We start from the raw sequence: 21,693 nt of genomic DNA on the forward strand, positions 1-21,693 counted from the left end.
AATAATTATTCGCGTGTATAACATAATCCCAGCGAGATTTAAATGAAGGTTCTGAAAACATGTTATATAAATTTTTTAATAATCGTTATGCTTTCTCTGGCACAACGAACACATGCCACTCACATCAGAGCTGGTAATATACTTACACAAAGATTGTCAGATGTTAAGTACAGCTTTACTCTGATCGTATATACAAATCGACCTGCTGTAGATGCTGGTGTTGATGATCCCACTGCAACCTTAAATTTTGGAGACGGAACTTCATCCGAACAACCCAGAGCATCCAAAAGACTTATCAGAAACGATACATATGAAAATATTTACTATTTTGAACATATTTATCCTGGTACGGGAACTTACAAAGTTGGATACACAGAGTCTAACAGAAATGGAAGTATTAAGAATATCAGTAATTCCATAAATACTCCATTTTACATAGAATCTTTGGTTTCAGTTGTTTCCGGAGTATCAGTCCTTAACAACTCTCCTCAAATGGCAATTCCGCCTTTGGATAAAGCTCAAAAGGGAAAACTTTATGTTTACAATCCGGGAGCTTATGATATCGAAGGTGACAGTATTTCATACAGATTAGTTGTTCCTAAGCAAGCAGCTGGAGTCGATGTCTCAGGGTATTTTACTCCTGACAATATGACTTTAAACAGTATAACAGGAGATTTGGTTTGGAATGTACCTCAGGAAGAAGGTCTGTTTAATGTTGCATTTTACGTAGAAGAATGGAGGAACGGACAAAGAATTGGTTATATCACCAGGGATATGCAGATTGAGGTATTACCTTCCAGGAATGAACCTCCGAAACTTTCCAAAGGCCTTGATACTTGTATAGTTGCCGGAGATACGTTAATTTTTAACATAGAAGCTACCGATCCAGATGTTAATCCGGATCAGGATGTAAGGATAACTTCTACAAACCTTCCATTAAATAATCCTCCAGCTGGAGTATATAGGTTAGGTGCAACTTTTACTAATCCTCCTCCTTTTGGTAAAAATCCCAAAGGAGTTTTTGAATGGGCTACAAAATGTGAGTACGCAAGAAATCAGCCTCACCAGGTGGAATTTAAAGCTGTTGATTATCCTACTGATACAACTTTTCAACTTGCAGATTATCAGACTCTGCGAATAAAGATAATAGCCAAGGCTCCAAATCTACAGACTGTGGTTCCTGAAGGAAAAGGATTACGATTGACATGGGAAAATTATAATTGCTCTACTGCTTCCAGAATCCGGATTTACAGGAAAAGCTGTGATACTACTGATTACAAGCAGGATCCTTGCCAGGTTGGATCTGAGGGGTTTCCAGGGTATACTTTATTGGCTGAGGTGCCTGCTACCCAAACTACTTATTTAGACAATAATAAAATAGCCAGAGGCAATTTTTATTGCTATGTTATTGTCGCTGTGTTTCAATTACCTCAAGGTGGTTTAAGTAAAGGTTCGGATGAAGTCTGTGGAAGCCTGGAAGACAATGCTGCTTTGTTAGCTTCTATTAATGTAGATATTACCGATACATCAGCTGGAAAAAATACCATTAAATGGTTTAAGCCTTTGAATCTCTCAAGTGGTTCTTATTCATATAAAATCTTCAGAGCAACCGGTATTAACGGAACAGATTATGTGGAAATAGGCCAGCCATCTGATACAGTATTTGTTGATGAACCTCTTAATACTGCAGATACTTCCTATAGTTACAGAGTTGATGTGCTGTTTTCTGATACAATACCAAGCGACCCTGCCAGCACCTTATTTTTACAGACTACTCCGGGAGACAGGAAAGTTATGGTATCCTGGACAATGAATGTTCCTTGGAATATTGATTCTCTGAAACTTTATAGAAAAGCAGAAGGTGAAAGTTTATTTTCACTTTATAAAACATTGCCAGGAAATATTTCCGGAACTTTTACGGATGATAATCTTGTCAATTGTGATACTTTCTGTTATTATATCGAATCTTATGGAAGTTATTGCAACTCACAATATCCTAAACCTCTGATTAGTACATCGGAATCTAAATGTGAAATTCCGATAGATGATCAGATACCACCGCCGCCTTTCCTGACTATTATCTCCCAGGACTGTAAAGATAAGGTATTAGTGAATAGAAATCTTTTGAACTGGACAAGGGTAGGGGATCCACTCTGTAATAATATTGATCACTATAATATCTATTTTGCTCAATATGAAGATGATGAATTGGGATTCTTTAAGTCGGTGCCAGATACTACTTATATTGATATGAATACCATTTCATTATCAGGGTGCTATACCGTATCAGCCGTCAATATTTTTGGTGTAGAAGGCCTTCAAAGTAACAGAGTCTGTGTAGATAATTGTGTTTTCTATGGATTGCCAAACCTTATCACTCCGAATAGTGATGGTTTCAATGATGAGGTAGTCCCATTGGATACACCGAGATATGTCGAAAAAGTAAAGTTCAGTGTTTACAATCGATGGGGAGCACTTGTTCACACTCAGGACAATGATATTAATATCCATTGGAATGGCGGAACGAATAAGGACGGTATATACTATTATGTGGCTGAAGTAAAGTATGTTAGACGATTGAGGAAGAAGGATGAATTACAGAATATTAAAAGCTGGCTCCATATTTTAAGATAAATAAGTTTTTTGATAGTTGTTGAAATACAGAAAATTACCTATGTCAAAGGAAGAGAGTTGGTTCAAACTTTTGTTAAATTTCTGTTAAGCTTTAAATTGCAAGCCGAAAAAACTAAAAAAAGATGAAAGCTTACGTATTTCCTGGTCAGGGTTCTCAATTCTCAGGAATGGGAAAAGATTTGTACGATCGTTCAGAAAAGGCAAAGTCACTATTTGAAAAAGCAAACGAAATTCTTGGTTTCGATATCACTAATGTAATGTTTACAGGCACTGATGAGGAACTTAAGCAAACAAAGGTAACTCAGCCTGCTATTTTTATACATTCAGTAGTACTGGCAAAAATCAGTGAAAATTTTAATCCTGATATGGTTGCAGGACATTCGCTTGGAGAATTTTCTGCACTTGTAGCTAACGGTACACTTACTTTTGAAGATGGATTGAAGCTCGTGTCAAAAAGGGCTTTGGCGATGCAAAGAGCTTGCGAGATTAATCCTAGTACCATGGCTGCAATCCTTGGTCTTGATGATAACAAAGTTGAAGAAATCTGTAAGAGTATTTCTGACGAAATTGTAGTAGCAGCTAATTACAATTGTCCGGGTCAACTTGTGATTTCAGGGAGTATGAAAGGCATTGAAATTGCTTGTCAGAAAATGAAAGAAGCGGGAGCAAAGAGAGCGCTGCCTCTACCTGTCGGAGGAGCTTTCCATTCACCACTAATGGAACCTGCCAGAGAAGAACTTGCGGAAGCAATAAAATCAACAAACTTCAATAAGCCACTTTGTCCTGTATATCAGAATGTAAATGCATTGCCAGCAACGGACATCAATATCATAAAAGAAAATCTTATAGCTCAGTTAACAGCTCCGGTAAGATGGACTCAGTCCGTTCAAAACATGGTCAGCAACGGTGCTACAGAGTTTGTAGAATGTGGACCTGGCAAAGTACTTCAGGGACTTGTTAAAAAGATCAATAGTGCTTCAGAAGTGATGAGCATTTAATGAGTTGAAAGCTTAAAGCTGAAAGTTTAAAGTTAAATTAATTTTAAGCTTTCAGCTTAATTTTTAGAATATAAGAAGCTCTTTAATGTTGCCTTGTAAGAAGGCTTTATCCTCTAGGTCCCCAAAAACTTTAAGCTTTCCACTTAACAACTCCCAGCTTATCTTCACAACGCTTCAGCATTTCTTCATTTGTAATATTCAGCACAGGATGCTTAAAGTCCGGGGCTATTTCAACTAATGGAACAAGGGTAAATCTTCTGTTGCCAATTTCCGGATGGGGTATGTAAAGCGCTTTACTTCTTCTGATCAGATTTCCAAAGTAAAGAATATCGATATCTATTGTTCTGCTACCCCATTTTTCTTTTCTAACCCTTCCTAATTGGACTTCGATTTTCTGAGTAACAGCCAAGGCTTCTTCCACAGTTAACCTGGTGTTGAAGCTTACCACCTGATTAATAAAGATATCCTGATCGGTTTTTCCCCACGGTTCCGTTGAGTAAAGAGAAGAAGCTTTGCTAATGGGACCTATATGTTCAGAACATAATTCTACAGCTCTGGTTAGATTCGCTGTTTTGTCTCCAATGTTGCTTCCGAATAATAAAATGATGGATTCCAAGCTATTCAAAATAATGGCAAAATTATCATTAAGCTGTTACATTTTAAGTTAAATTTGTATAATTGTTTTAAATCATAAACATGTATGAAGCAGTTTTTTAAGATTGTTTTTGGCACAGTAATAGGAATTTTTTTATTTCTAATCATTTGCTTTGGACTTATTTTGTTGGCCTCAGGTAAGAAAGAGGAGCTTAAAGAAAATACAGTTTTGAAGTTAGAACTTAATAAGAGAATAGTCGAAAGAGAGACAGATAACTTTTTATCCCAACTCAATCTTCCCTTTGGAGATACAGAAGGTTCCATAGGGCTTTTGGAACTTAAAAAGGCAATTAAAAATGCTAAAGCTGATTCAAGAATCAAAGGGATAGTCCTGAAAACAAGCAGTGTTGAGGCTGGATATGCAAGTCTTGAAGAAATCCGAAGAGCTCTTCTGGATTTCAAATCAACAGGGAAATTTTTAATTGCTTATGGTGATTCTTACAGTGAAGGAGCTTACTTTCTTGCTTCTGTCGCAGATAAAATTTATTTGCCTGAAGAAGGTGGCCTGGAGCTGAATGGGCTTGAGGTTGAGATTTTGTTCTTTAAGAAGCTACTTGACAAGCTGGAAATCAAACCTGAACTATTTAAAGTGGGAGAATATAAAAGTGCGAGTGAGCCTTTTATCAGAGAGAACATGAGTGATGAAAACAGAAAACAGCTTACAGAACTTCTCGATTCATTTTATAAAGTATATATCAGCGATGTGGCAAAGTCTAGAAAAATTGAAGATGCCAAGCTTAAAGAGATTTCAGATTCCATGAAGGTGAGAAAAGCTCAGGATGCATTGCAGTATAATCTTATTACAGATGTAGGTTATTTTTCTGAAGCTGAAGATTTTATCAGAAAGAAACTTTTGATCCAGTCTAAGGAAAAAATCAACTATATAGGCTATAATCATTATCTGTATGATATAAGGGAAGATGAGGAGGAGAAAACTAGTTCTAATAAAATTGCAGTAATTTATGCAAACGGTTCTATTGAAGATGGGCAGGGAACAAATAATACAATAGGAGGAGAAAGTCTTGCTAGAGAAATTCGTAAAGCCAGAGAAGATGATAAAATTAAAGCAATTGTATTAAGAGTAAATTCTCCGGGAGGAAGTGCACTTGCTTCTGATATTATCTGGAATGAGGTGCAATTATGCAAAAAGCCGATCATAGCTTCTATGGGAGATATGGCAGCCTCGGGAGGCTATTATATTTCAATGGCTTGTGATACAATTCTTGCAGAGCCAAGCACAATAACCGGGTCAATTGGAGTATTCGGATTATTCTTTCAGGGAGAAAAATTTTTGAATGAAAAAATTGGTATCACCACTGACAGAGTAAAAACAGGACAATATTCAGATATCGGCTCTTTCACAAGACCAGTAAGTAGCTCTGAAAGACAAATTATTCAATCTGAAGTAGATAGGATTTATGATTCATTTACTCAGAAAGCTGCAAAAGGAAGAAAAATCTCTGTAGATAAGTTGAGGGAAGTAGCGAAAGGCAGGGTATGGTCTGGTACTCAGGCTAAAGAGTTAAAATTAGTAGATATGTTCGGTGGCTTAGATGATGCTGTTGATATTGCAGCTGAAAAGGCAAAGTTGGGAAAAGATTATAAAATAGTTTATTTACCTGAAATTAAAACAACATTATTAAAAGAACTACTTTTGCAAATGGGAGATGAAGATGAAGCAGCTTTATTGAAAAGCGAATTTGGTTCCCTTTATCCTTATTTGAAAAAGTTAAAAGAAGTAAAATCTTATGAAGGCATTCAGGCAAGATTGCCTTATGAGATTCAAATAAAATAATTTTACTATCCAATTCATTAAAATGACCGAGATCAGAAACAACTGGACGAGAGAAGAAATCACTGAAATTTATAACAGTCCGATTCTTGACCTAATTTATCGTGCAGCTACAGTTCACAGAGCGAATCACGATCCACAGGAAGTTCAGGTTTGTACCCTCCTATCAGTTAAAACCGGCGGATGCCCGGAAGATTGTGCCTACTGTCCTCAGGCTGCAAGGTACCACACAGATGTTAAGGTACAGAAATTAATGGAAACTCAGGAAGTTATCCTTGCTGCTAAGAACGCAAAAGAGTCCGGAAGTACAAGATTCTGCATGGGGGCTGCATGGAGAGAAGTGAGAGATAATAAAGATTTTGACCGTGTTCTTGACATGGTAAAAGGTGTAAGTCAAATGGGGCTTGAAGTTTGCTGTACTCTCGGAATGCTTACTGAAGAGCAGGCTATGAAACTTAAAGATGCAGGTCTTTATGCTTACAACCACAATCTTGATACCAGCGAAGAACATTACGATAAGATCATTTCTACCAGAACTTATGACGACAGATTGGATACTCTTGAAAATGTGAGAAAGTCAAAAATATCTGTTTGTTCAGGAGGTATCATTGGTATGGGAGAATCTCACAACGACAGGATAGGAATGCTATTGACATTGTCAACTTTGCCTGAGCATCCTGAATCAGTTCCGGTTAATGCTTTGGTACCCGTAGAAGGTACACCTCTTGAAGATCAGCCGCGGGTTTCTGTTTGGGAAATGGTCAGAATGATTGCTACAGCAAGAATTATTATGCCAAAGGCAATGGTGAGGTTGTCAGCAGGAAGAGTAAGGATGAGTCTTGAAGAGCAGGGACTTTGCTTCCTTGCTGGTGCTAATTCAATTTTTGCAGGTGATAAACTGCTTACTACTCCAAATCCTGAAGTAGATGCAGACAAGGAAATGTTCCAGATATTGAATCTTAAGCCAAGGAAGGCATACAAAGACGGTCAGGAACCTCATGTACATTTTGAACAAATACCAATGAGAGGATAAGATCTTCTAAAAAGAAATATAAATCCGGGAGGTAATTTCCGGATTTTTTGTTTTAAGGAGAGATACATGATTGCCAGTTTTAATTAAAAATATAACAAGTCAGTTTATTTCGGAGAGGAGGAGATTATGCGAGTGCTTGAACGATATGAGTTAGCAAAGGATAAATTAAATTTGAACGACTATGTTACTATAAAGGATTGGGATGTTACCGATGCTAATGGGAAAACGATTGGCAAGGTAGAAGATTTAATAGTGGATTTGAAAACGGGAAAAATCCGCTATGTTCTTGGCAAAACGAGCTCAGACCTTTTGGTTTCCAAACGTCAGCCTACTTTTATTCTTCCTGTAGGATTGATCACACTGAGAAAAGAAGATCAGACTGTAGAGGTAAAACGAATAGATCTTGATTGGATGTCTAAATGCCCTCTTTATAAAGATGGTCCGATACCACCTGGATTTGAAACGGAACTCGCCAGAGTTTTTGGAATCGACAAGGAAATTGAGGAATTATATGAACATGATAGTTTCCGCATACCTGCAGGCTTTTGTCAGTAATTATTTTTTATTAGTAATTTTCCTTAGAGCCTAAATCATTCAATTGCTAGGGCTATTGAAAAATACGGTTTAAATTTGTTTCGATGAAAAAGCTCGCGGACAAATTAAACCAAAGGAAGGAAGAGGGAAGCTTGAGAAGACTTACCCTTAGACCAAATCTGGTTGATTTTTTCTCCAACGATTATTTAGGATTAGCAAGAAACAAAAAGCTCTATTCTTTAATAGATAGGAAGTTAAGTGCTCAGACTGGAAATATTAATGGATCTACAGGTTCGCGACTGTTGTCCGGAAATTCGGACTATGTGGAAGAGCTGGAGCTTTTTTTTGCCAAACTGTTTAAAAGCCCTAAAGCATTAATCTTCAACTCTGGCTATAATGCTAATCTCTCCATCTTATCAGCAATACCACAAAAAGAAGACACAATCATATATGATGAACTCATCCATGCAAGTTTGAAAGATGGAGCGCGTTTAAGTTTTGCACAAAGGTTTTCCTTTAAACACAATGATCTGAAAGATCTTGAGGCAAAAATTCAGAAAGCAAAAGGAGAAGTTTATGTTGCTGTGGAGTCTGTTTATTCTATGGACGGAGACTTTGCTCCTTTATTGGAAATCCTTGAACTGACAACCAAATATGATGCTCATTTAATCGTGGATGAGGCGCATAGCACCGGAGTTTGGGGAGAGAAAGGAAATGGAATGTGTTGCCACCTTGGAATCGAAGATAAAGTATTTGCAAGAGTGTATACTTTTGGAAAAGGTATAGGGGCTCATGGCGCATGTATCGCCGGCTCTGAATTACTTATTGAGTTTCTTATAAACTTTGCAAGACCTTTTATTTATACAACTTCACTGCCTTTACATAGTCTGGTTACATTAAAAGTTGCTTTTGAATATTTGGAAAAAGAGATATCATTGCAGGCTAAGATAAGATCCAGGATAAAATTATTCAGAAGTTTGATAGAGGGAAGTAAAATTCTGTCTCCGCTTATTCAAGACAGCTCAAGCCCAATTCAGGTTCTAAGAATATCCGGAAATGAAAAGGCAAAAGCTGCTGCTGCTGCTGTACAGAATAACGGCTTTGATGTAAGAGCAATATTGTCTCCAACTGTAAAAGAGGGAGAAGAGCGATTGAGAATATGCTTACATGTTTTCAATACGGATGAAGAGATAGAAAGACTTGTAAAAACATTAGTTGAAAGTTTATGAATTACTTTGTAACAGCCATCAATACAGATAGCGGAAAAACGCTGGTAAGTGCAATACTTACCCAGGCGCTACAGGCAGATTACTGGAAGCCAATACAGAGTGGAGTTGAGCGGGATGCCGACAAAGTCAGAGATCTGATTAATAATAATCACTCTTTGATATTTAATGAAAGTTACTGGTTTCAGACTCCTGCATCTCCTCATTATGCTGCAGAAGTAGAAAACGTGACAATCGATCTTGATAAAATTCTGATTCCTGGTAATAAGGGCAATAACCTTGTGATAGAAGGCGCAGGAGGGGTTCTGGTTCCTTTGAATGATACTCATTTTGTCATTGATCTTGCTGTTAAATTCAATTCGGAAATTATTCTTGTTTCGAATAATTACCTTGGGAGCATTAATCACACTTTGCTTACGATTAATGAAATAAAAAGAAGAGGTTTAAGTATAAAAGGTATAGTATTCAATGGTCCCAGAAATGAATCAACTGAAGATTTTATATTAAAGTATAGCGGCTTAAAATGCTTGTTGAGAATTAATCAGGAAAAGGAAATTGATCAGTTTGTTGTAAATAAGTATGCCATTGAATTATTTAATACCTGGGAATGACAAACATGAAAAACGTTTTGAATCTTAATGATACAGGGCCCATCTGGTATCCTTACAGTTCAGTTACTTCCGGAGGTGATTATATCAAAGTGGATTCGGCAAAGGGTGTTTATTTATATACTCCTGATGGAAGAAAAATTCTGGATGCTGTATCTTCCTGGTGGGTCAATTTACATGGGCACAGCAATGAATATATTGCTCAAAAGATTTATGAACAAGCATTGAAGCTTGAACATGTCATCTTTTCCGGATTTACTCATGATCCTGCTATCAGTCTTGCAGAAAGGCTTCTTAAAATTCTTCCTTCCAATCAGAAAAAATTGTTTTATTCAGATAATGGAAGCACAGCTGTTGAAGTTGCTATTAAAATGTCTCTTCAATACTGGCACTGCAAGGGGGAGACGAAGAAAAAGGCAGTAGCAATAAAAGGAGCTTTTCATGGTGATACATTTGGTGCTATGTCTGTCAGTGGTCGTGGGGTTTTTAATCAGGAATTTTCAGAATGGATGTTTGAGACTGTGTATATCGATTTTCCTTCAGAAGAGAAGGAAATGGAATGTCTTGAGCAATTTGAGGCCATTGTGATGCAGGGAGATGTGGCTTGTTTTATCTATGAACCATTATTGCAGGGGGCAGCAGGAATGCGGACATATTCTCCATATGTTCTGGAGCAGCTTCTTAAGATTGCCGGTGATTATGATGTTATATGTATTGCAGATGAAGTGATGACAGGCTTTGGCAGAACAGGAAGATATTTTGCATCTCTGAATCTTAAAATTTATCCAGATATCATGTGTCTCTCCAAAGGAATAACAGGAGGAACAATGGCTTTGGGAGCAACAACCTGCAGTTTTAGGATTGCTGATACTATTAAGAATAATGTTTTTTATCATGGACATAGTTTTACTGCTAATCCATTAGCCTGTGCTGCAGCCAATGCAAGTCTTGACATATTCTTAAAGGACGAATGCCAGAAAAATATATCACGAATAACGCTTGCACATGAAGAGTTTATACCTGTATTGAGGACTTTCTCTTTTATCTCAAGGATATCACATGTTGGGACCGTATTATCCTTTGCTATTGATTTTGGGGAAGAAGAAGGGTATCTGCATCCTAAAAGGAATCAGCTATATGATTTCTTTCTAAAGAGAAATATATTACTGAGACCTCTTGGGAATGTTTTGTATATAATTCCTCCATATGTAATTACAAATGAGCAACTTGATGAGGTTTACAGAGCTGTTTTGGACCTGTTGGAGTATTTATCAACAGGAAGGAACATTTGAAAAAAAATAGCGTACGATATGATTACAATCATTTCCTAAAAACGTATTTTGAATCCCGTTTTAAAGAAAATTTTAAACCAGTTAACAGAGTGAAATATTTTAATCTCTTTTTTCTAATTTTCCTGATTCACAATAGTTTGTTTGCTCAGATGGTTGTGAAAACTTTACCATTTTCTTTTTCTTCCTCCTATCCAGAACCAGATGGACGCAGGGAAGCTTTGAAATTATCAGAAAATGAATTTGTTACATTGTCCAAAAGTAAAGGAGGGGAGGCAGGTGCCTCAGAATTTACACTGGAAAAATATGACAATGATCTGAACTCTCTTTTTAAAGTAGTTTTGACAGCTGCAGAAGAGGAAGATTATAAAGAATTGTTTTTCAATGGAACAGATATTGTTCTGTTTTCTATCCTGCATGAAAATATGAAGCAAACCAGTAAGCTTCTGGCTTATGGGTTTGATGCAAAGACTGGAGCTAAAAAGTGGGATAAAGTATTACAGGAATTTAAAATAAATAACTGGGTAGCATTAAAATTCAAAGGAGCGGTAAGAGAATCTTTTGAAAACTGCATTGGTTCCTGTATTACTAAAAATTTCGTTACTCCTCTCCAGTATCAGTATGAAATAAGATTTTCAAAAGACAGAAAAAAAATCCTTACCTATATTTTTGATTACAGCCAGCAAACCTTGGTAGCCTCGGCAAAGCTTTGGGATAACAATTTCAATCAATTGCAGGAATCAAAAATTCCGATAGATAATAATTTTATAAACTATGGAATTTATCCGAATGGTAAAGGTGATGTCTTTATTCTAAATGTAGACAGGCTGGGCAGGATGGTTGTTGTGAAATATAACCTGGAAAATAAAAACAGTGATCTGCTTGATATTCAATATACATCTACCAGAAGGGAAGGGCTTAGACTTGAATTTTTAAATGACGACGTTATTTATGTAGCCAATACATGCACTAAAGAGGGGAGAATCATGGGGGTAATGTATTCAAAGTTAGACTTTACTACCAGACTTGTTGAAAAAATTAACTACCATGAGATTTCTGATCATATGAAGCAGACTATGAAACTGCTTCGTCAGGGTAATAAAAGTCTAGTGGGAGAAGAAACCTGGAGAGGTTATCATATCACTGATTTTTTCCTGAATGAATATGAAAAAGTAGTACTTGTTCTTGAGAAAAGAGAGATCAATTCTATGACATATGATTTTAATCAATCTGAGATCAATGATATAGAAAAATGGAAAGCTACCAAACCTGCCAAAGTCAGTGCTGAAGGATTCATGATGTTCAGTTTTAATAAAGATGATGAACTCTTATGGGAAAATGTAAATATCAAGTCTCAGGTAGGTGATGTGGCTGCAGGATTATTATCTTCATCTTATTCGATGAGTATTTCTGATGAAGGAAAGATAAGAATGGCATATGCGTTTTCTTCTAATTCAAGCGGAATTCTTAACAGCATCAAATATATTGAGTGGGATGAGCTGTCAGGTAATAAGATAAAAGAACTTGCATTGCCCAATGATGAAGGGCTTACTATGCTGAGAAGCTTTACCATGTGGTTTGAAGATAAGGTTGCAATTGCAGGAAGAAAAGGCTTGCTTGGAAAGAAAAGTAGTATTGTGATGTATAAAATTTAGTTGAAAGCTTAAAGCAGAAAGCTAAAAGTGCAATTAGTATACATAATACTCGAAAGTTCTTTTAATAAAGAATCTGAGAGTGTTATTTAAAAGATAATAAAGACTAAAAAGAAAAACCGCTCTGTTACCAGAGCGGTTTTTCTTTTTTAAGGAATGCAGCAATGCCTTTTTTGCAGTCTTCCGTATTTCTGGCTTTGGCATTGGATTCGGCAGCATAGTCCAATGCATCTTTTACATCCATTGCAAAAATATCAGCAAGCATTTTCTTAGTTAATTCCATTGAGCTTGCAGAGTTATTAATGATAAGCTTCTCACAGAACTCATTAACAACTGTAGAAAGATCTTCATCTTCCACTACATGATTGATAAGTCCAAAATGTTGCGCAGTTTTGCTTGAATATATTTCTCCTGAAAGCAGCATCTCTCTTGATCTTGCTTCTCCTATTTTTTTTACCAGAAAGACACTAACAATAGCAGGAATAAATCCTATCCTTACCTCTGTGTATCCAAAGTTTGCTTCACGCACGGAATAGGCAAAATCGCATACAGAAACAAGTCCACAACCTCCTGCTACAGCGTGACCGTTAACCTGTGCTACTACTACTTTTTTCAGTGTATAAATCTGATAGTATAGTTCCATCAGATTTTTACTGTCAGCAAGATTTTCCTCATAGGTATTTTTCTGCAAAGTCTGCAAATACTCCAGATCAGCACCGGCACAGAATACATCGCCTTCTCCTGTCAGTACAATTACTTTTACCTGCTCATCTGATTCTGCTTTTTTGAAGGCTTCTTTCAGTTCAGTAACAACCTGGCTGTTCAATGCATTTCTTTTTTCTGCACGACTAATAGTGATGCAACAGATTTTGTTTTCAGTACTGTATTTTACAAATTCCATTTATTGGTCTCCTTCAATTGATAAAGCAAAATATTCATTAGATTCAGTAACATGTAAATTTATATTTTTTGACAAAATCTTATCTACAGTCACCTTTTTATATTTTTTGTTTATTACGACATTTTCTGCTTTTAGATCGAATTCTCCGAAATTTCCTTTTGAAGAAGGTTCGTAAATCAATAAGTCTATTCCGGGTAAATAAGAAATTGGATCTAAGATTGTTTTATCGGTAACTGTTAAAATATTTTTATTCCCGCATCGAATGATATTACCAAATTTTAGCTTCCTAAAATTCCTAGGTTTGATAAAATTAAAGGTTTTAACTCCTCTGCTTAATAGGGCGGGGTATATTTCAAATTTCAACTTTTCTTCATTGAAAGTGCTGTCTGCATATATTTCAGCTACCCTTCCATTTACGCCTGCAATTGCCTTTTTACCTTTTACAAAAAAAACAATGACATCTCTTTGTCTGCAGACAATTATTTTTTCATAAATAACTATTCCTGAAAATAGTATGCTGAGAATAAGCAAGGGGATAACTAGCTTTATTTTCTTTGCGGAAAAAATCAGGATTAGCAATATCATCAGGGTGTATAAGAATATCATATGATGCATATCAATATAAATATCCCTTATAACAGATTCAGGTATTTTCAGAATATATCTTAAACCTTCATTCATTAACCAGATAGTTTTTTCAAGACAATAGCAAAGAGGTTTTAAAACAAGATCTGTCCTGGAGAAAATAAGTCCTAAGATTCCAAGCCACAATATTGCATATGACAAAGGTGCTACGAGCAGATTGCTGAGTGAAAAATAAACAGGAAAGGAATGAAAGTAATAAAGAGAAATGGGGAAGGTGATCATCGTGGCAGCTATTCCTCCTGTCGTAATGGTCCATATTTGAGTATCGAGCCATCGTTTGGGTTCATAAAAACCTGACAATTTAGGCTGAAGAAAAATCAGTCCCCCCATGGCAAGGTAAGTGAGCTGAAACCCTATATCTGCAATCGTGAATGGATCATATATAAGTATGACCAATGCTGATATCGCCAAAGTATTGTATGGATTATGTTTTTTGGAAATAGTTTTGGCTATTAAAAAAATTAGAAACATGATGGTTGACCGAAGTACAGGAGGCACAAGTCCGGTTAACAATGCATAACTAATCAGTAGAGACGAGATTGATATAAACCGTATCAGTTTTCCTCTTGGAAGGTAGATCAGCGGATTGAGTAAAAAAAGCAATAACTGATAGAGGAGTCCTATATGAAGTCCGGATACGGACAAGAGATGCATGGCTCCTGTACCAGAATAAATATCCCGGACATCATTGCTGATGCCATCTCTTTTGCCAAGGATGACTCCTTCTGTTATACCTAGGGATTCTTTATCTTTTATGAACTCACCAAATCGCCTGGAGAAGTAATCCTTTAAAACCAGAGAATGGTAGATGATATAGGAATCAGGAATAGTATCTAGTTGAATTAGTTTAAATGGAGTAGACTGATAAAATATGTTTTTGTATCTGTAATACTTTTGCGGATCAAAAGATTTGTAATAGTTGGCTCCTGCAATGCGAGTGAGGCTGCCATTAAACAGATAAGTCTGTCCGTAGAAAGGAGCATCTACTAGTCCATTTTTAATCCACAAAATAATATCAATGTCTACAGTTCTCCAGGATTGAGCCGTTTTAATCTTTTCTACTCTTGCTGTAATTTTATAGAAGTTTCCTTTTCTTTCGGTTTCTCCTGTAATTTTAGCCTTAAAGTAGCCACATGAATTTAACTCCGTTTTCAGGTTAATTGCTTCAGGTTCTTTATCCTGTTGCCTGGTGATGATAGCTCCTGAAAAGAAAAGTGTCATGGAGCAAAGTATAGAATAGAATATATTTTTGGAATAGAATAATTGAGGATTGTAAAAAATCAGAAGCAGCAAATAAATTGCACTACATGATATTAATCCAATGTATAGTCCGGTAAGACTTTCTCCAGGAATAAAAATGGCAAAGAGTATACCACTCAGGAAAAATAATAAAAACCGGACAAAGGGATAGCTGACCCAATGTTCCATATGCTTTTGGTTGAAAGTCCAAAAGTGTGCATAAAGAAATTAAAGATCAACAATTATCCTTAAAACTATCTTGTAATGATAATCTTTTTTGATACCATCTGACTGGCAGTGCTCACAGTTAAGATGTAAATACCGCTTTGCAGGGTGCTTGTAGCTAGCTGATGGGTGAAGCTGGTCTTCTCAAATTTTGATCCCGAAAAAAATTTTTGTCCTAGTGTATTATAAAGGTCAAATTGTACATTGCTTTCCCCTTCCATAATGACATCGATAGAAATGGCGTCTGTGGCAGGGTTGGGATATGGATTAATAATGAGATTTGGAGAAGCTTTGTATATTTTTATGTTATCGAGATAAATAGTAGTTCCTGCTTTACCATAACTTGTAATATATACTCTGACTCTCTTTTGACCAGCAGCGGCATCTAATGGAATATCAAATGACCTCCAGTCGTCTGGTTCAGGAATAAATAGGGATGTATTTTTTCTGGCGGTATTCAATTCGGCACCATAGATTTTTTTTACCAGGTACTTTTTATTCAGGCAACCGAAAGAAATTTCAATAACAATGCTATCTGTTTTATCCAAAGTATTTGCTGATCCTGCCAGGTCGAAGAAAATATATGGGTGCTCATTTCCAGTAAAGTCAAGGCTTGGAGAGACGATGGCATCATAAGTTTGTAATTCCGATGCTCCGTTTTTATTCTGAATTGATATACATCCACTGCTTTTTTCATAAGCTCCTGGTGAATTTAAGCTCCAGGTATTTGAATGATCAGAGGTGGAGATGGACCATCCTTCAGGGAGTATTGTGCCGGACTCGAAGTCTAAATTATGAGCATATGGATAATTAGGCAGATTGCAGCAACCACCGCTAAAAAGAAGATTTTTTCTGCGGGCATTGCCAGACGCGTTGATGAAGGAACGCATCCTTTCTTTTTGTCCCTGAGTAAAAATGTTCATACACTTGTCTCCTGTGTAGTCAAGATAGTTCTGAAACATTCTAGGAGTTTTCTGGCCGTTGCAATAGGAGAATCTTTCATGACAAAGTGTATCATCATCTTTGTCTTCCTGAGGTGGTGTATCATCCACATAATCATCTCCACAGTATGAGTCTCCCCAAATGTGAATGAGTCCCAGCCAATGGCCAATTTCGTGAGTAGCAGTTCTGCCAAGATGATAAGGTTTTCTTGCTGTTCCTATTGTTCCAAAGGTTCGGAAGTCTATCACTACACCATCTGTAGTGGCAGGCCCATCACTCGAAGATGCTCCGGGAAGACCAAACCCCCCGGGAAACTGAGCATAGCCTATAATGGGGTCCGTGATATTGGTAACCCAAATATTCAGGTACTGATCACTAGGCCAATAGGATAGTTTTTTCAACTGAGCATCATCCATATTGTAGTCGAAAGAAGCTTTTTCACTATATACTCTTATAATTCCATTAGTAGATCTGCCTTCAGGATCAAATTGGGCAAGACAGAACTGAATGCGGGTGTCAGCTCCGACCGGGTTGGTGTTATAACCACGAGTGCCCGGAATTTTCCCATAGTCTTCATTTAAAACGGCAATCTGAGAGTGAATCTGCTCATCAGTTATATTTCTGTTGTTGGCTCCGCCTATGAGATTACCTTTGGTATTGTGAATGACGTGGACAACTACTGGAATTACATATACCATAGTATCGTTGTCCAGTGTTGTCCTCCGTTTTTTGATAGCCCTCAGTTGCTGATCTATTTGCTCCTGAGTTGGCATAGGCCTGTTATTATTCTGATATGAGGTAGATGCACATTGCCTTTGTGCAAAAGTTTCTGAAATACAAAGTGCCCAAAAAAGCAATGCGAAAAAAAATCTCATATTAGTCTTTATTCTTATGATTTATCCTTTTTACCATAGGCATCAATTATTTTGCCTACAAGCTTATGTCTCATCACATCTTTTCCGTCCAGTTCCACAAAACCAATTCCCTGTACGTCTTTAAGTATTTCCAGGGCTTCAACAAGACCTGATTTCTGATTACCTGGCAAATCTATTTGAGATTTGTCTCCGGTAATGATCATTTTAGAACTTGGCCCCATACGAGTCAGAAACATCTTTGTCTGCATAGGTGTAGTGTTCTGTGCTTCATCCAGAAGGATAAATGCATTATTTAATGTACGTCCTCTCATATATGCAAGAGGGGCCACTTCAATAATATGATTTTCGTAATAATATTTCAGCTTTTCAGCAGGGATCATATCATCCAGGGCATCATATATAGGCCTTAGATACGGATCAATTTTTTCTTTCAAATCTCCGGGAAGAAAACCGAGGTTTTCACCTGCTTCAACGGCAGGTCTTGTGATTACAATTTTTTTAACCTCTTTATTTTTCAAAGCTCTGACAGCCAGAGCAACTGAAATATAGGTTTTACCTGTCCCTGCAGGTCCTATGGCAAATACGAGATCATTTTTTCTGGCAGTAGCTACGAGTTTCTTTTGATTTACGGTCTTGGGTTTTATCACAATACCTTTATCACCAAAGAGAATCACATCGTCTTCATCACAGCCGTCCATCTCTTCTTTACGGAGCAAAGACTGTACTTCGTTTTCACCTACTTTTCCATATTTATTATAATGAACAAGCAAGCTTTTGATAACCTGTTCGATCTGGATAATTTCCAGATTGTTACCAATGATCTTTATTTCATTTCCCCTGGACACAATGCGGCTTTTAGGAAACGCAGAACCTAATTCTTTTATTATTCTGTTTTCCACTCCGAGGAAATCTATAAGAGATATATTTTCAAGGTGTATTGACTTTTCTACCAACAGCTTTATTATTTTTAATTATTTACTTTAAACTTTCAGTTATTTGGCTGAAAAAATATTTAATTTTGCGCCACTTGTTCTTAAAAATCTCCATTAGAAAACCGGATATTTTCGGAACGAGCAGAGACAAACAAAATTAATCATTTTCTGCGCAATTTATGGCTATTATCACATTTATGTCAGATTTCGGACATAGAGACCATTACGTGGCTGCCGTAAAAGCAAAGATTTTTTCTATCAACCCAAGTATAAATGTTGTGGACATTACCCACTCCATTGAAAATTTCAATATTGCTCACGGTGCCTATATTTTAAAATCCGTTTTCAGAGATTTTCCACAAGGTACTGTACACTTAGTATCTGTAAACGCGCCATCTGGCCCTGAAGAAAGGGCTGTGGCAGTGAAACTGGAAGAGCATTACTTCGTCGGAATTGATAATGGTTTGTTCTCATTACTAAGCGACAAAGCACCAACTGCAATAGTTGAGTTAACAAAAGATTCCTCCTATAACAGGGTTTTTCCTGAGAAAACAACTTTGGCAGCAGCTGCAGTTTCACTTGCCAGCGGCACTAATATTTACAATATTGGCACACAAATTAGTTCCCTGAGAACCATGCTTAACCGTCAGGTCAGAGTTTCCAAAACGCAGATTGGTGGTCACGTGATACATGTAGATCAGTATGGGAATTTAGTTACCAATATTTCAGAGGAGTTATTTTACAAACAAAAGAATAACCGCTCTTTTACAGTCCATTTTGCCCGAGAAACCGTTGATTTTATCGCAGATTCCTACGATTCTATGGACCATGGAGATTGTCTGGTACTTTTTAATAGCAATGGCTTTCTGGAGATCGCGATCAGTCAGGGTAATGCAAGTGAATTGTTGGGTATGGGATTTGACACTCCTGTAATGATCAATTTTTCAGAGGTTTAGATTAGAAAAGTTTTTGCCCAATTCATATAAGTCCTCAAAGAAGAAATTGCAGTGGGATATATAAATTTCAGGTGGAAGAGGTAATACTACCAAGAGTTTTATCAACCCAAACAGAGCAGATTGCTTAAGAAATTTATCTTTTAAAGTTTAAAAATAATGAGTGAAATCTTCCCTTAGTTTGACAAGATTTTCCTTTTTTGAAAGATTGCATAATAGAGAATAAATATAACCAGGGGAAAATTTTTGTCTTGATTATTTTCCCCGGTGGGTGGCCTATTTTTAGAATGTAGCTGAAGACTTAAGAAATATTTAGGCTAAAACTAGTACCTATTTTAGCACAATTTTATGTCTTATGGAGGAATTCTCTGAGTTTAAAATCAGAATATATATTCCTTCATTCAAATGATTTAGACTTATTTCTGAATGTCCTGAAATATTATGATTAAAAACTTGTTGGCCTGAAATTGTATAAATGGATAAATTCCCTGTTGGATATTCTTTTAACAGCAAAGTTTTATTTTCTACATATGATGAAAAATCCTGAGTTGCATCAGGATTTTTGGTTGAAGTAGTTATATTATTAATTTTTATTCCATTGACTCTTCTGTTGTTTGTATATAGATTCTCTTCAAACAATCTGGTTCCGTTTAGATCAAAAATAAGGTAAAGAGAATCTGTATCCCAGTCTAAAGGCACTGTAAATGTTCGGTTCTGGTCTCCAAATTGGTAAGGATCATTTAGGATAAGCATGTCTTTCTTATCAAGTTTATTGTCTTTGCTTATATAAATCTGGGTATATACAAGTGCAGGATCAAGATTTTTAGATAATTCATAAATGCTGTAAACGTAATACTTATAACCTATCTCATCCCCAGGAGAAGCTTCTCTTTTAAATACTTCCGAGAATTCAAAAGTGAATTCAGGTTTAAATTCGGGATAATAAAAAAGAGGAGAAATAGTAAAGTTATTACTCTCGTTGAGATCGTTTACCAGATTATTCGGGTCTTCAATCAGAATGATATAATACTTTCCCTGAGGTTTATTTAGAGTCTCAATCAAAGTATAATTGTAATTATATATAGAGTTTCTTGCAGGAATTTCGCCAATAAACTGCTCTTTTATTAATTCATCTGAAAGATCAAAAATCGAATCTGCAGACAGGTAATATTTAATTTCAAGAGGTACGGAAAGGGTTCCTGTATTGGTAATTATTTGATTTATTACCAACGATTGACCAGGTTTGAGAAAGTAAGCAGGAGTGTTGAAATATGGGTAAGAACTTATTACCGAAATTTCTGCTTTTTTCTCCTGAAGGATTATGGGGACCGCCATAAAATTGTTTAAAGGGTCATCCATTCTAAGCTGTTGGTTGCTGTTTAAGATATATAAAAGATAAACCTGAGATTTATCGGAGAATGATTTAGGTATTCTGGCTTGAAGGAAATTTGCTCTTGATTGATTTGGCCCTGTTACATTGTTAGTTGCTGTTATGATAAGGGAATCATCAAGGCTGAGAGTTGCATCAGTTGAAATATAAAAAGAAGTTTTAAAGCCAGAGTAGCCGGACTGTGCATAGGTTGTACCCGAATTTCCGAAGTAATAGTTAAAACTGAAAGATGCATCCGCGCTTAGGTATTTTTCAATTATTTTCAGAGAGTCGACCTTTACTTCATAATTTTCCTTTTGAAAATTAAAACTAATGTATTTTGTATTGTCATTTTCATTAGATTCATTTATTAACCCTGAGGGATCTGTTTGCAGGATAAAATATACTATTCCTGTCAAATTTTTTGTGTCGCTGAAGTCTTTAATAAAATTGGAAGTGGTGCCGGTTGGATTTAAAGAGCTAAGGTTTTGTTCAGAATAAATGGTGTGATCACCGTCATCGGCAATAGTGTCGCTTGATACCAGAATCCGATAAGAAGGGGAAATAGAGATATTACCCCCATTTTTTATATTAAAAATCAACCTGACACTATTTCCCTGTACTTGATTGTATAAATCATTGGTCCGAATCTCGTTGGCAATAAGGTTGTTGAATGGTTCTTCATATATTAATCTGGCAAATTTGCTGTTGTTGGCATAGTTGGTTTCTGAAAACGTTTTGTTATAGTTTGCTACTAAAATAAGGTAATTGTTTTTAGGATAATTAGTAATGGATAAACTCTGTCCATAGCTTACCAAGCCCTTAAAAAGAGACATAGAAGAATTGCTAATCAGGACATCATCAGAGGCATTCAGAATAGTATCTGCCGAAAGATAATATCGGATATTAATGGATTGACTGCTTCCTGATATGTCTGCGTTGCAATGAAAGCCGAAATTGCTTACGTGACCATTTACTACCTTTATTTCTTCATTGATTGAGCGAATGTCTATATCCTGTGCATAGGTGAAAAATGGAAGAAAAAGAATTAATAAGTAGATTTTATACATATAAAAATGATTTAATTTTTTCAAATATCTAAAATTAATTGTTGAAGACAAATTACTCTCTTATAGATACTTTAGACGCTTAAGTATTCTAGAAGCGAAAAAGATTGTAGAGATGTATTTTT

16 protein-coding genes are annotated in these 21,693 nt (G+C 36.3%); 10 read left to right on the plus strand and 6 right to left on the minus strand.

The genetic code is table 11. From position 1 onward, the window contains the following. Positions 1 to 42 precede the first annotated feature (42 nt). Together MYP_RS06985 and fabD are read left to right on the plus strand one after the other, a co-directional pair. On the plus strand, positions 43 to 2,634 hold the full coding sequence (locus MYP_RS06985; RefSeq protein ID WP_081990424.1) for a gliding motility-associated C-terminal domain-containing protein: 2,592 nt from the start codon (positions 43 to 45) through the stop codon (positions 2,632 to 2,634). Positions 2,635 to 2,756: 122 nt separating this feature from the next. Further along, positions 2,757 to 3,632, plus strand: coding sequence for an ACP S-malonyltransferase (gene fabD, locus MYP_RS06990; RefSeq protein ID WP_045460421.1), 876 nt, complete (start codon positions 2,757 to 2,759; stop codon positions 3,630 to 3,632). 130 nt (positions 3,633 to 3,762) lie between these two features. Here fabD and folK read toward each other — a convergent pair whose 3' ends face one another. Then, complete coding sequence (folK, locus tag MYP_RS06995; RefSeq protein ID WP_045460424.1) at positions 3,763 to 4,248, minus strand: 2-amino-4-hydroxy-6-hydroxymethyldihydropteridine diphosphokinase; 486 nt, start codon at positions 4,246 to 4,248, stop codon at positions 3,763 to 3,765. Positions 4,249 to 4,332: 84 nt separating this feature from the next. Here folK and sppA point away from each other — a divergent pair, with 84 nt between their 5' ends. From sppA to MYP_RS07030, 7 genes are all read left to right on the plus strand, one after another. Further along, the gene (gene sppA, locus MYP_RS07000) at positions 4,333 to 6,081 is read left to right on the plus strand and encodes a signal peptide peptidase SppA (protein ID WP_045460426.1); all 1,749 of its coding nucleotides are present in this window, start codon (positions 4,333 to 4,335) and stop codon (positions 6,079 to 6,081) included. A 22-nt stretch (positions 6,082 to 6,103) separates the two neighbouring features. Next, positions 6,104 to 7,111, plus strand: a complete 1,008-nt coding sequence (bioB, locus tag MYP_RS07005; protein WP_045460429.1) for a biotin synthase BioB — start codon at positions 6,104 to 6,106, stop codon at positions 7,109 to 7,111. A gap of 126 nt (positions 7,112 to 7,237) precedes the next feature. Next, entirely contained in the window at positions 7,238 to 7,666 is a 429-nt protein-coding gene (locus MYP_RS07010) for a PRC-barrel domain-containing protein (protein ID WP_045460432.1), read from the plus strand. 83 nt (positions 7,667 to 7,749) lie between these two features. Then, entirely contained in the window at positions 7,750 to 8,874 is a 1,125-nt protein-coding gene (locus tag MYP_RS07015; RefSeq protein WP_045460435.1) for an aminotransferase class I/II-fold pyridoxal phosphate-dependent enzyme, read from the plus strand. Continuing rightward, complete coding sequence (gene bioD / locus MYP_RS07020; RefSeq protein ID WP_045460438.1) at positions 8,871 to 9,482, plus strand: dethiobiotin synthase; 612 nt, start codon at positions 8,871 to 8,873, stop codon at positions 9,480 to 9,482. The genes MYP_RS07015 and bioD overlap by 4 nt, the downstream gene beginning before the upstream one ends. 5 nt (positions 9,483 to 9,487) lie before the next feature. Continuing rightward, a complete protein-coding gene (gene bioA / locus MYP_RS07025; protein ID WP_045461183.1) occupies positions 9,488 to 10,771 on the plus strand; it encodes an adenosylmethionine--8-amino-7-oxononanoate transaminase in 1,284 nt (427 codons plus the stop codon). 89 nt (positions 10,772 to 10,860) lie between these two features. Beyond that, entirely contained in the window at positions 10,861 to 12,423 is a 1,563-nt protein-coding gene (locus MYP_RS07030) for a hypothetical protein (protein ID WP_045461188.1), read from the plus strand. 124 nt (positions 12,424 to 12,547) lie between these two features. Here MYP_RS07030 and MYP_RS07035 read toward each other — a convergent pair whose 3' ends face one another. The 4 genes from MYP_RS07035 to MYP_RS07050 all read right to left on the minus strand — a co-directional run bounded on the left by MYP_RS07035 (position 12,548) and on the right by MYP_RS07050 (position 18,200). Further along, positions 12,548 to 13,321 carry an enoyl-CoA hydratase/isomerase family protein gene (locus tag MYP_RS07035; RefSeq protein ID WP_045460441.1) on the minus strand — a complete coding sequence of 258 codons (774 nt, stop codon included), beginning with the start codon at positions 13,319 to 13,321 and terminating at the stop codon, positions 12,548 to 12,550. Continuing rightward, positions 13,322 to 15,394: a ComEC/Rec2 family competence protein gene (locus MYP_RS07040; RefSeq protein ID WP_045460444.1), complete on the minus strand. Its 2,073-nt coding sequence runs from the start codon at positions 15,392 to 15,394 to the stop codon at positions 13,322 to 13,324. Positions 15,395 to 15,459: 65 nt separating this feature from the next. Next, complete coding sequence (locus MYP_RS24820) at positions 15,460 to 17,247, minus strand: M43 family zinc metalloprotease (RefSeq protein ID WP_081990425.1); 1,788 nt, start codon at positions 17,245 to 17,247, stop codon at positions 15,460 to 15,462. 14 nt (positions 17,248 to 17,261) lie between these two features. Then, complete coding sequence (locus MYP_RS07050; protein WP_045460448.1) at positions 17,262 to 18,200, minus strand: PhoH family protein; 939 nt, start codon at positions 18,198 to 18,200, stop codon at positions 17,262 to 17,264. Positions 18,201 to 18,358: 158 nt separating this feature from the next. Here MYP_RS07050 and MYP_RS07055 point away from each other — a divergent pair, with 158 nt between their 5' ends. After that, on the plus strand, positions 18,359 to 19,135 hold the full coding sequence (locus MYP_RS07055) for an SAM hydrolase/SAM-dependent halogenase family protein (RefSeq protein ID WP_045460451.1): 777 nt from the start codon (positions 18,359 to 18,361) through the stop codon (positions 19,133 to 19,135). A gap of 327 nt (positions 19,136 to 19,462) precedes the next feature. Here MYP_RS07055 and MYP_RS07060 read toward each other — a convergent pair whose 3' ends face one another. Next, positions 19,463 to 21,571: a CARDB domain-containing protein gene (locus MYP_RS07060; RefSeq protein ID WP_045460454.1), complete on the minus strand. Its 2,109-nt coding sequence runs from the start codon at positions 21,569 to 21,571 to the stop codon at positions 19,463 to 19,465. Positions 21,572 to 21,693 lie beyond the last annotated feature (122 nt).

This window comes from Sporocytophaga myxococcoides, from assembly GCF_000775915.1.
GTDB lineage: Bacteria > Bacteroidota > Bacteroidia > Cytophagales > Cytophagaceae > Sporocytophaga > Sporocytophaga myxococcoides_A.

Coding starts and splice junctions, on each gene's coding strand:
- MYP_RS06985 (WP_081990424.1), top strand. CDS start 43: ATGAAGGTTCTGAAAACATGTTATATAAATTTTTTAATAATCGTTATG.
- fabD (WP_045460421.1), top strand. CDS start 2,757: ATGAAAGCTTACGTATTTCCTGGTCAGGGTTCTCAATTCTCAGGAATG.
- sppA (WP_045460426.1), top strand. CDS start 4,333: ATGAAGCAGTTTTTTAAGATTGTTTTTGGCACAGTAATAGGAATTTTT.
- bioB (WP_045460429.1), top strand. CDS start 6,104: ATGACCGAGATCAGAAACAACTGGACGAGAGAAGAAATCACTGAAATT.
- MYP_RS07010 (WP_045460432.1), top strand. CDS start 7,238: ATGCGAGTGCTTGAACGATATGAGTTAGCAAAGGATAAATTAAATTTG.
- MYP_RS07015 (WP_045460435.1), top strand. CDS start 7,750: ATGAAAAAGCTCGCGGACAAATTAAACCAAAGGAAGGAAGAGGGAAGC.
- bioD (WP_045460438.1), top strand. CDS start 8,871: ATGAATTACTTTGTAACAGCCATCAATACAGATAGCGGAAAAACGCTG.
- bioA (WP_045461183.1), top strand. CDS start 9,488: ATGAAAAACGTTTTGAATCTTAATGATACAGGGCCCATCTGGTATCCT.
- MYP_RS07035 (WP_045460441.1), bottom strand. CDS start 13,321: ATGGAATTTGTAAAATACAGTACTGAAAACAAAATCTGTTGCATCACT.
- MYP_RS07040 (WP_045460444.1), bottom strand. CDS start 15,394: ATGGAACATTGGGTCAGCTATCCCTTTGTCCGGTTTTTATTATTTTTC.
- MYP_RS24820 (WP_081990425.1), bottom strand. CDS start 17,247: ATGAGATTTTTTTTCGCATTGCTTTTTTGGGCACTTTGTATTTCAGAA.
- MYP_RS07055 (WP_045460451.1), top strand. CDS start 18,359: ATGGCTATTATCACATTTATGTCAGATTTCGGACATAGAGACCATTAC.
- MYP_RS07060 (WP_045460454.1), bottom strand. CDS start 21,571: ATGTATAAAATCTACTTATTAATTCTTTTTCTTCCATTTTTCACCTAT.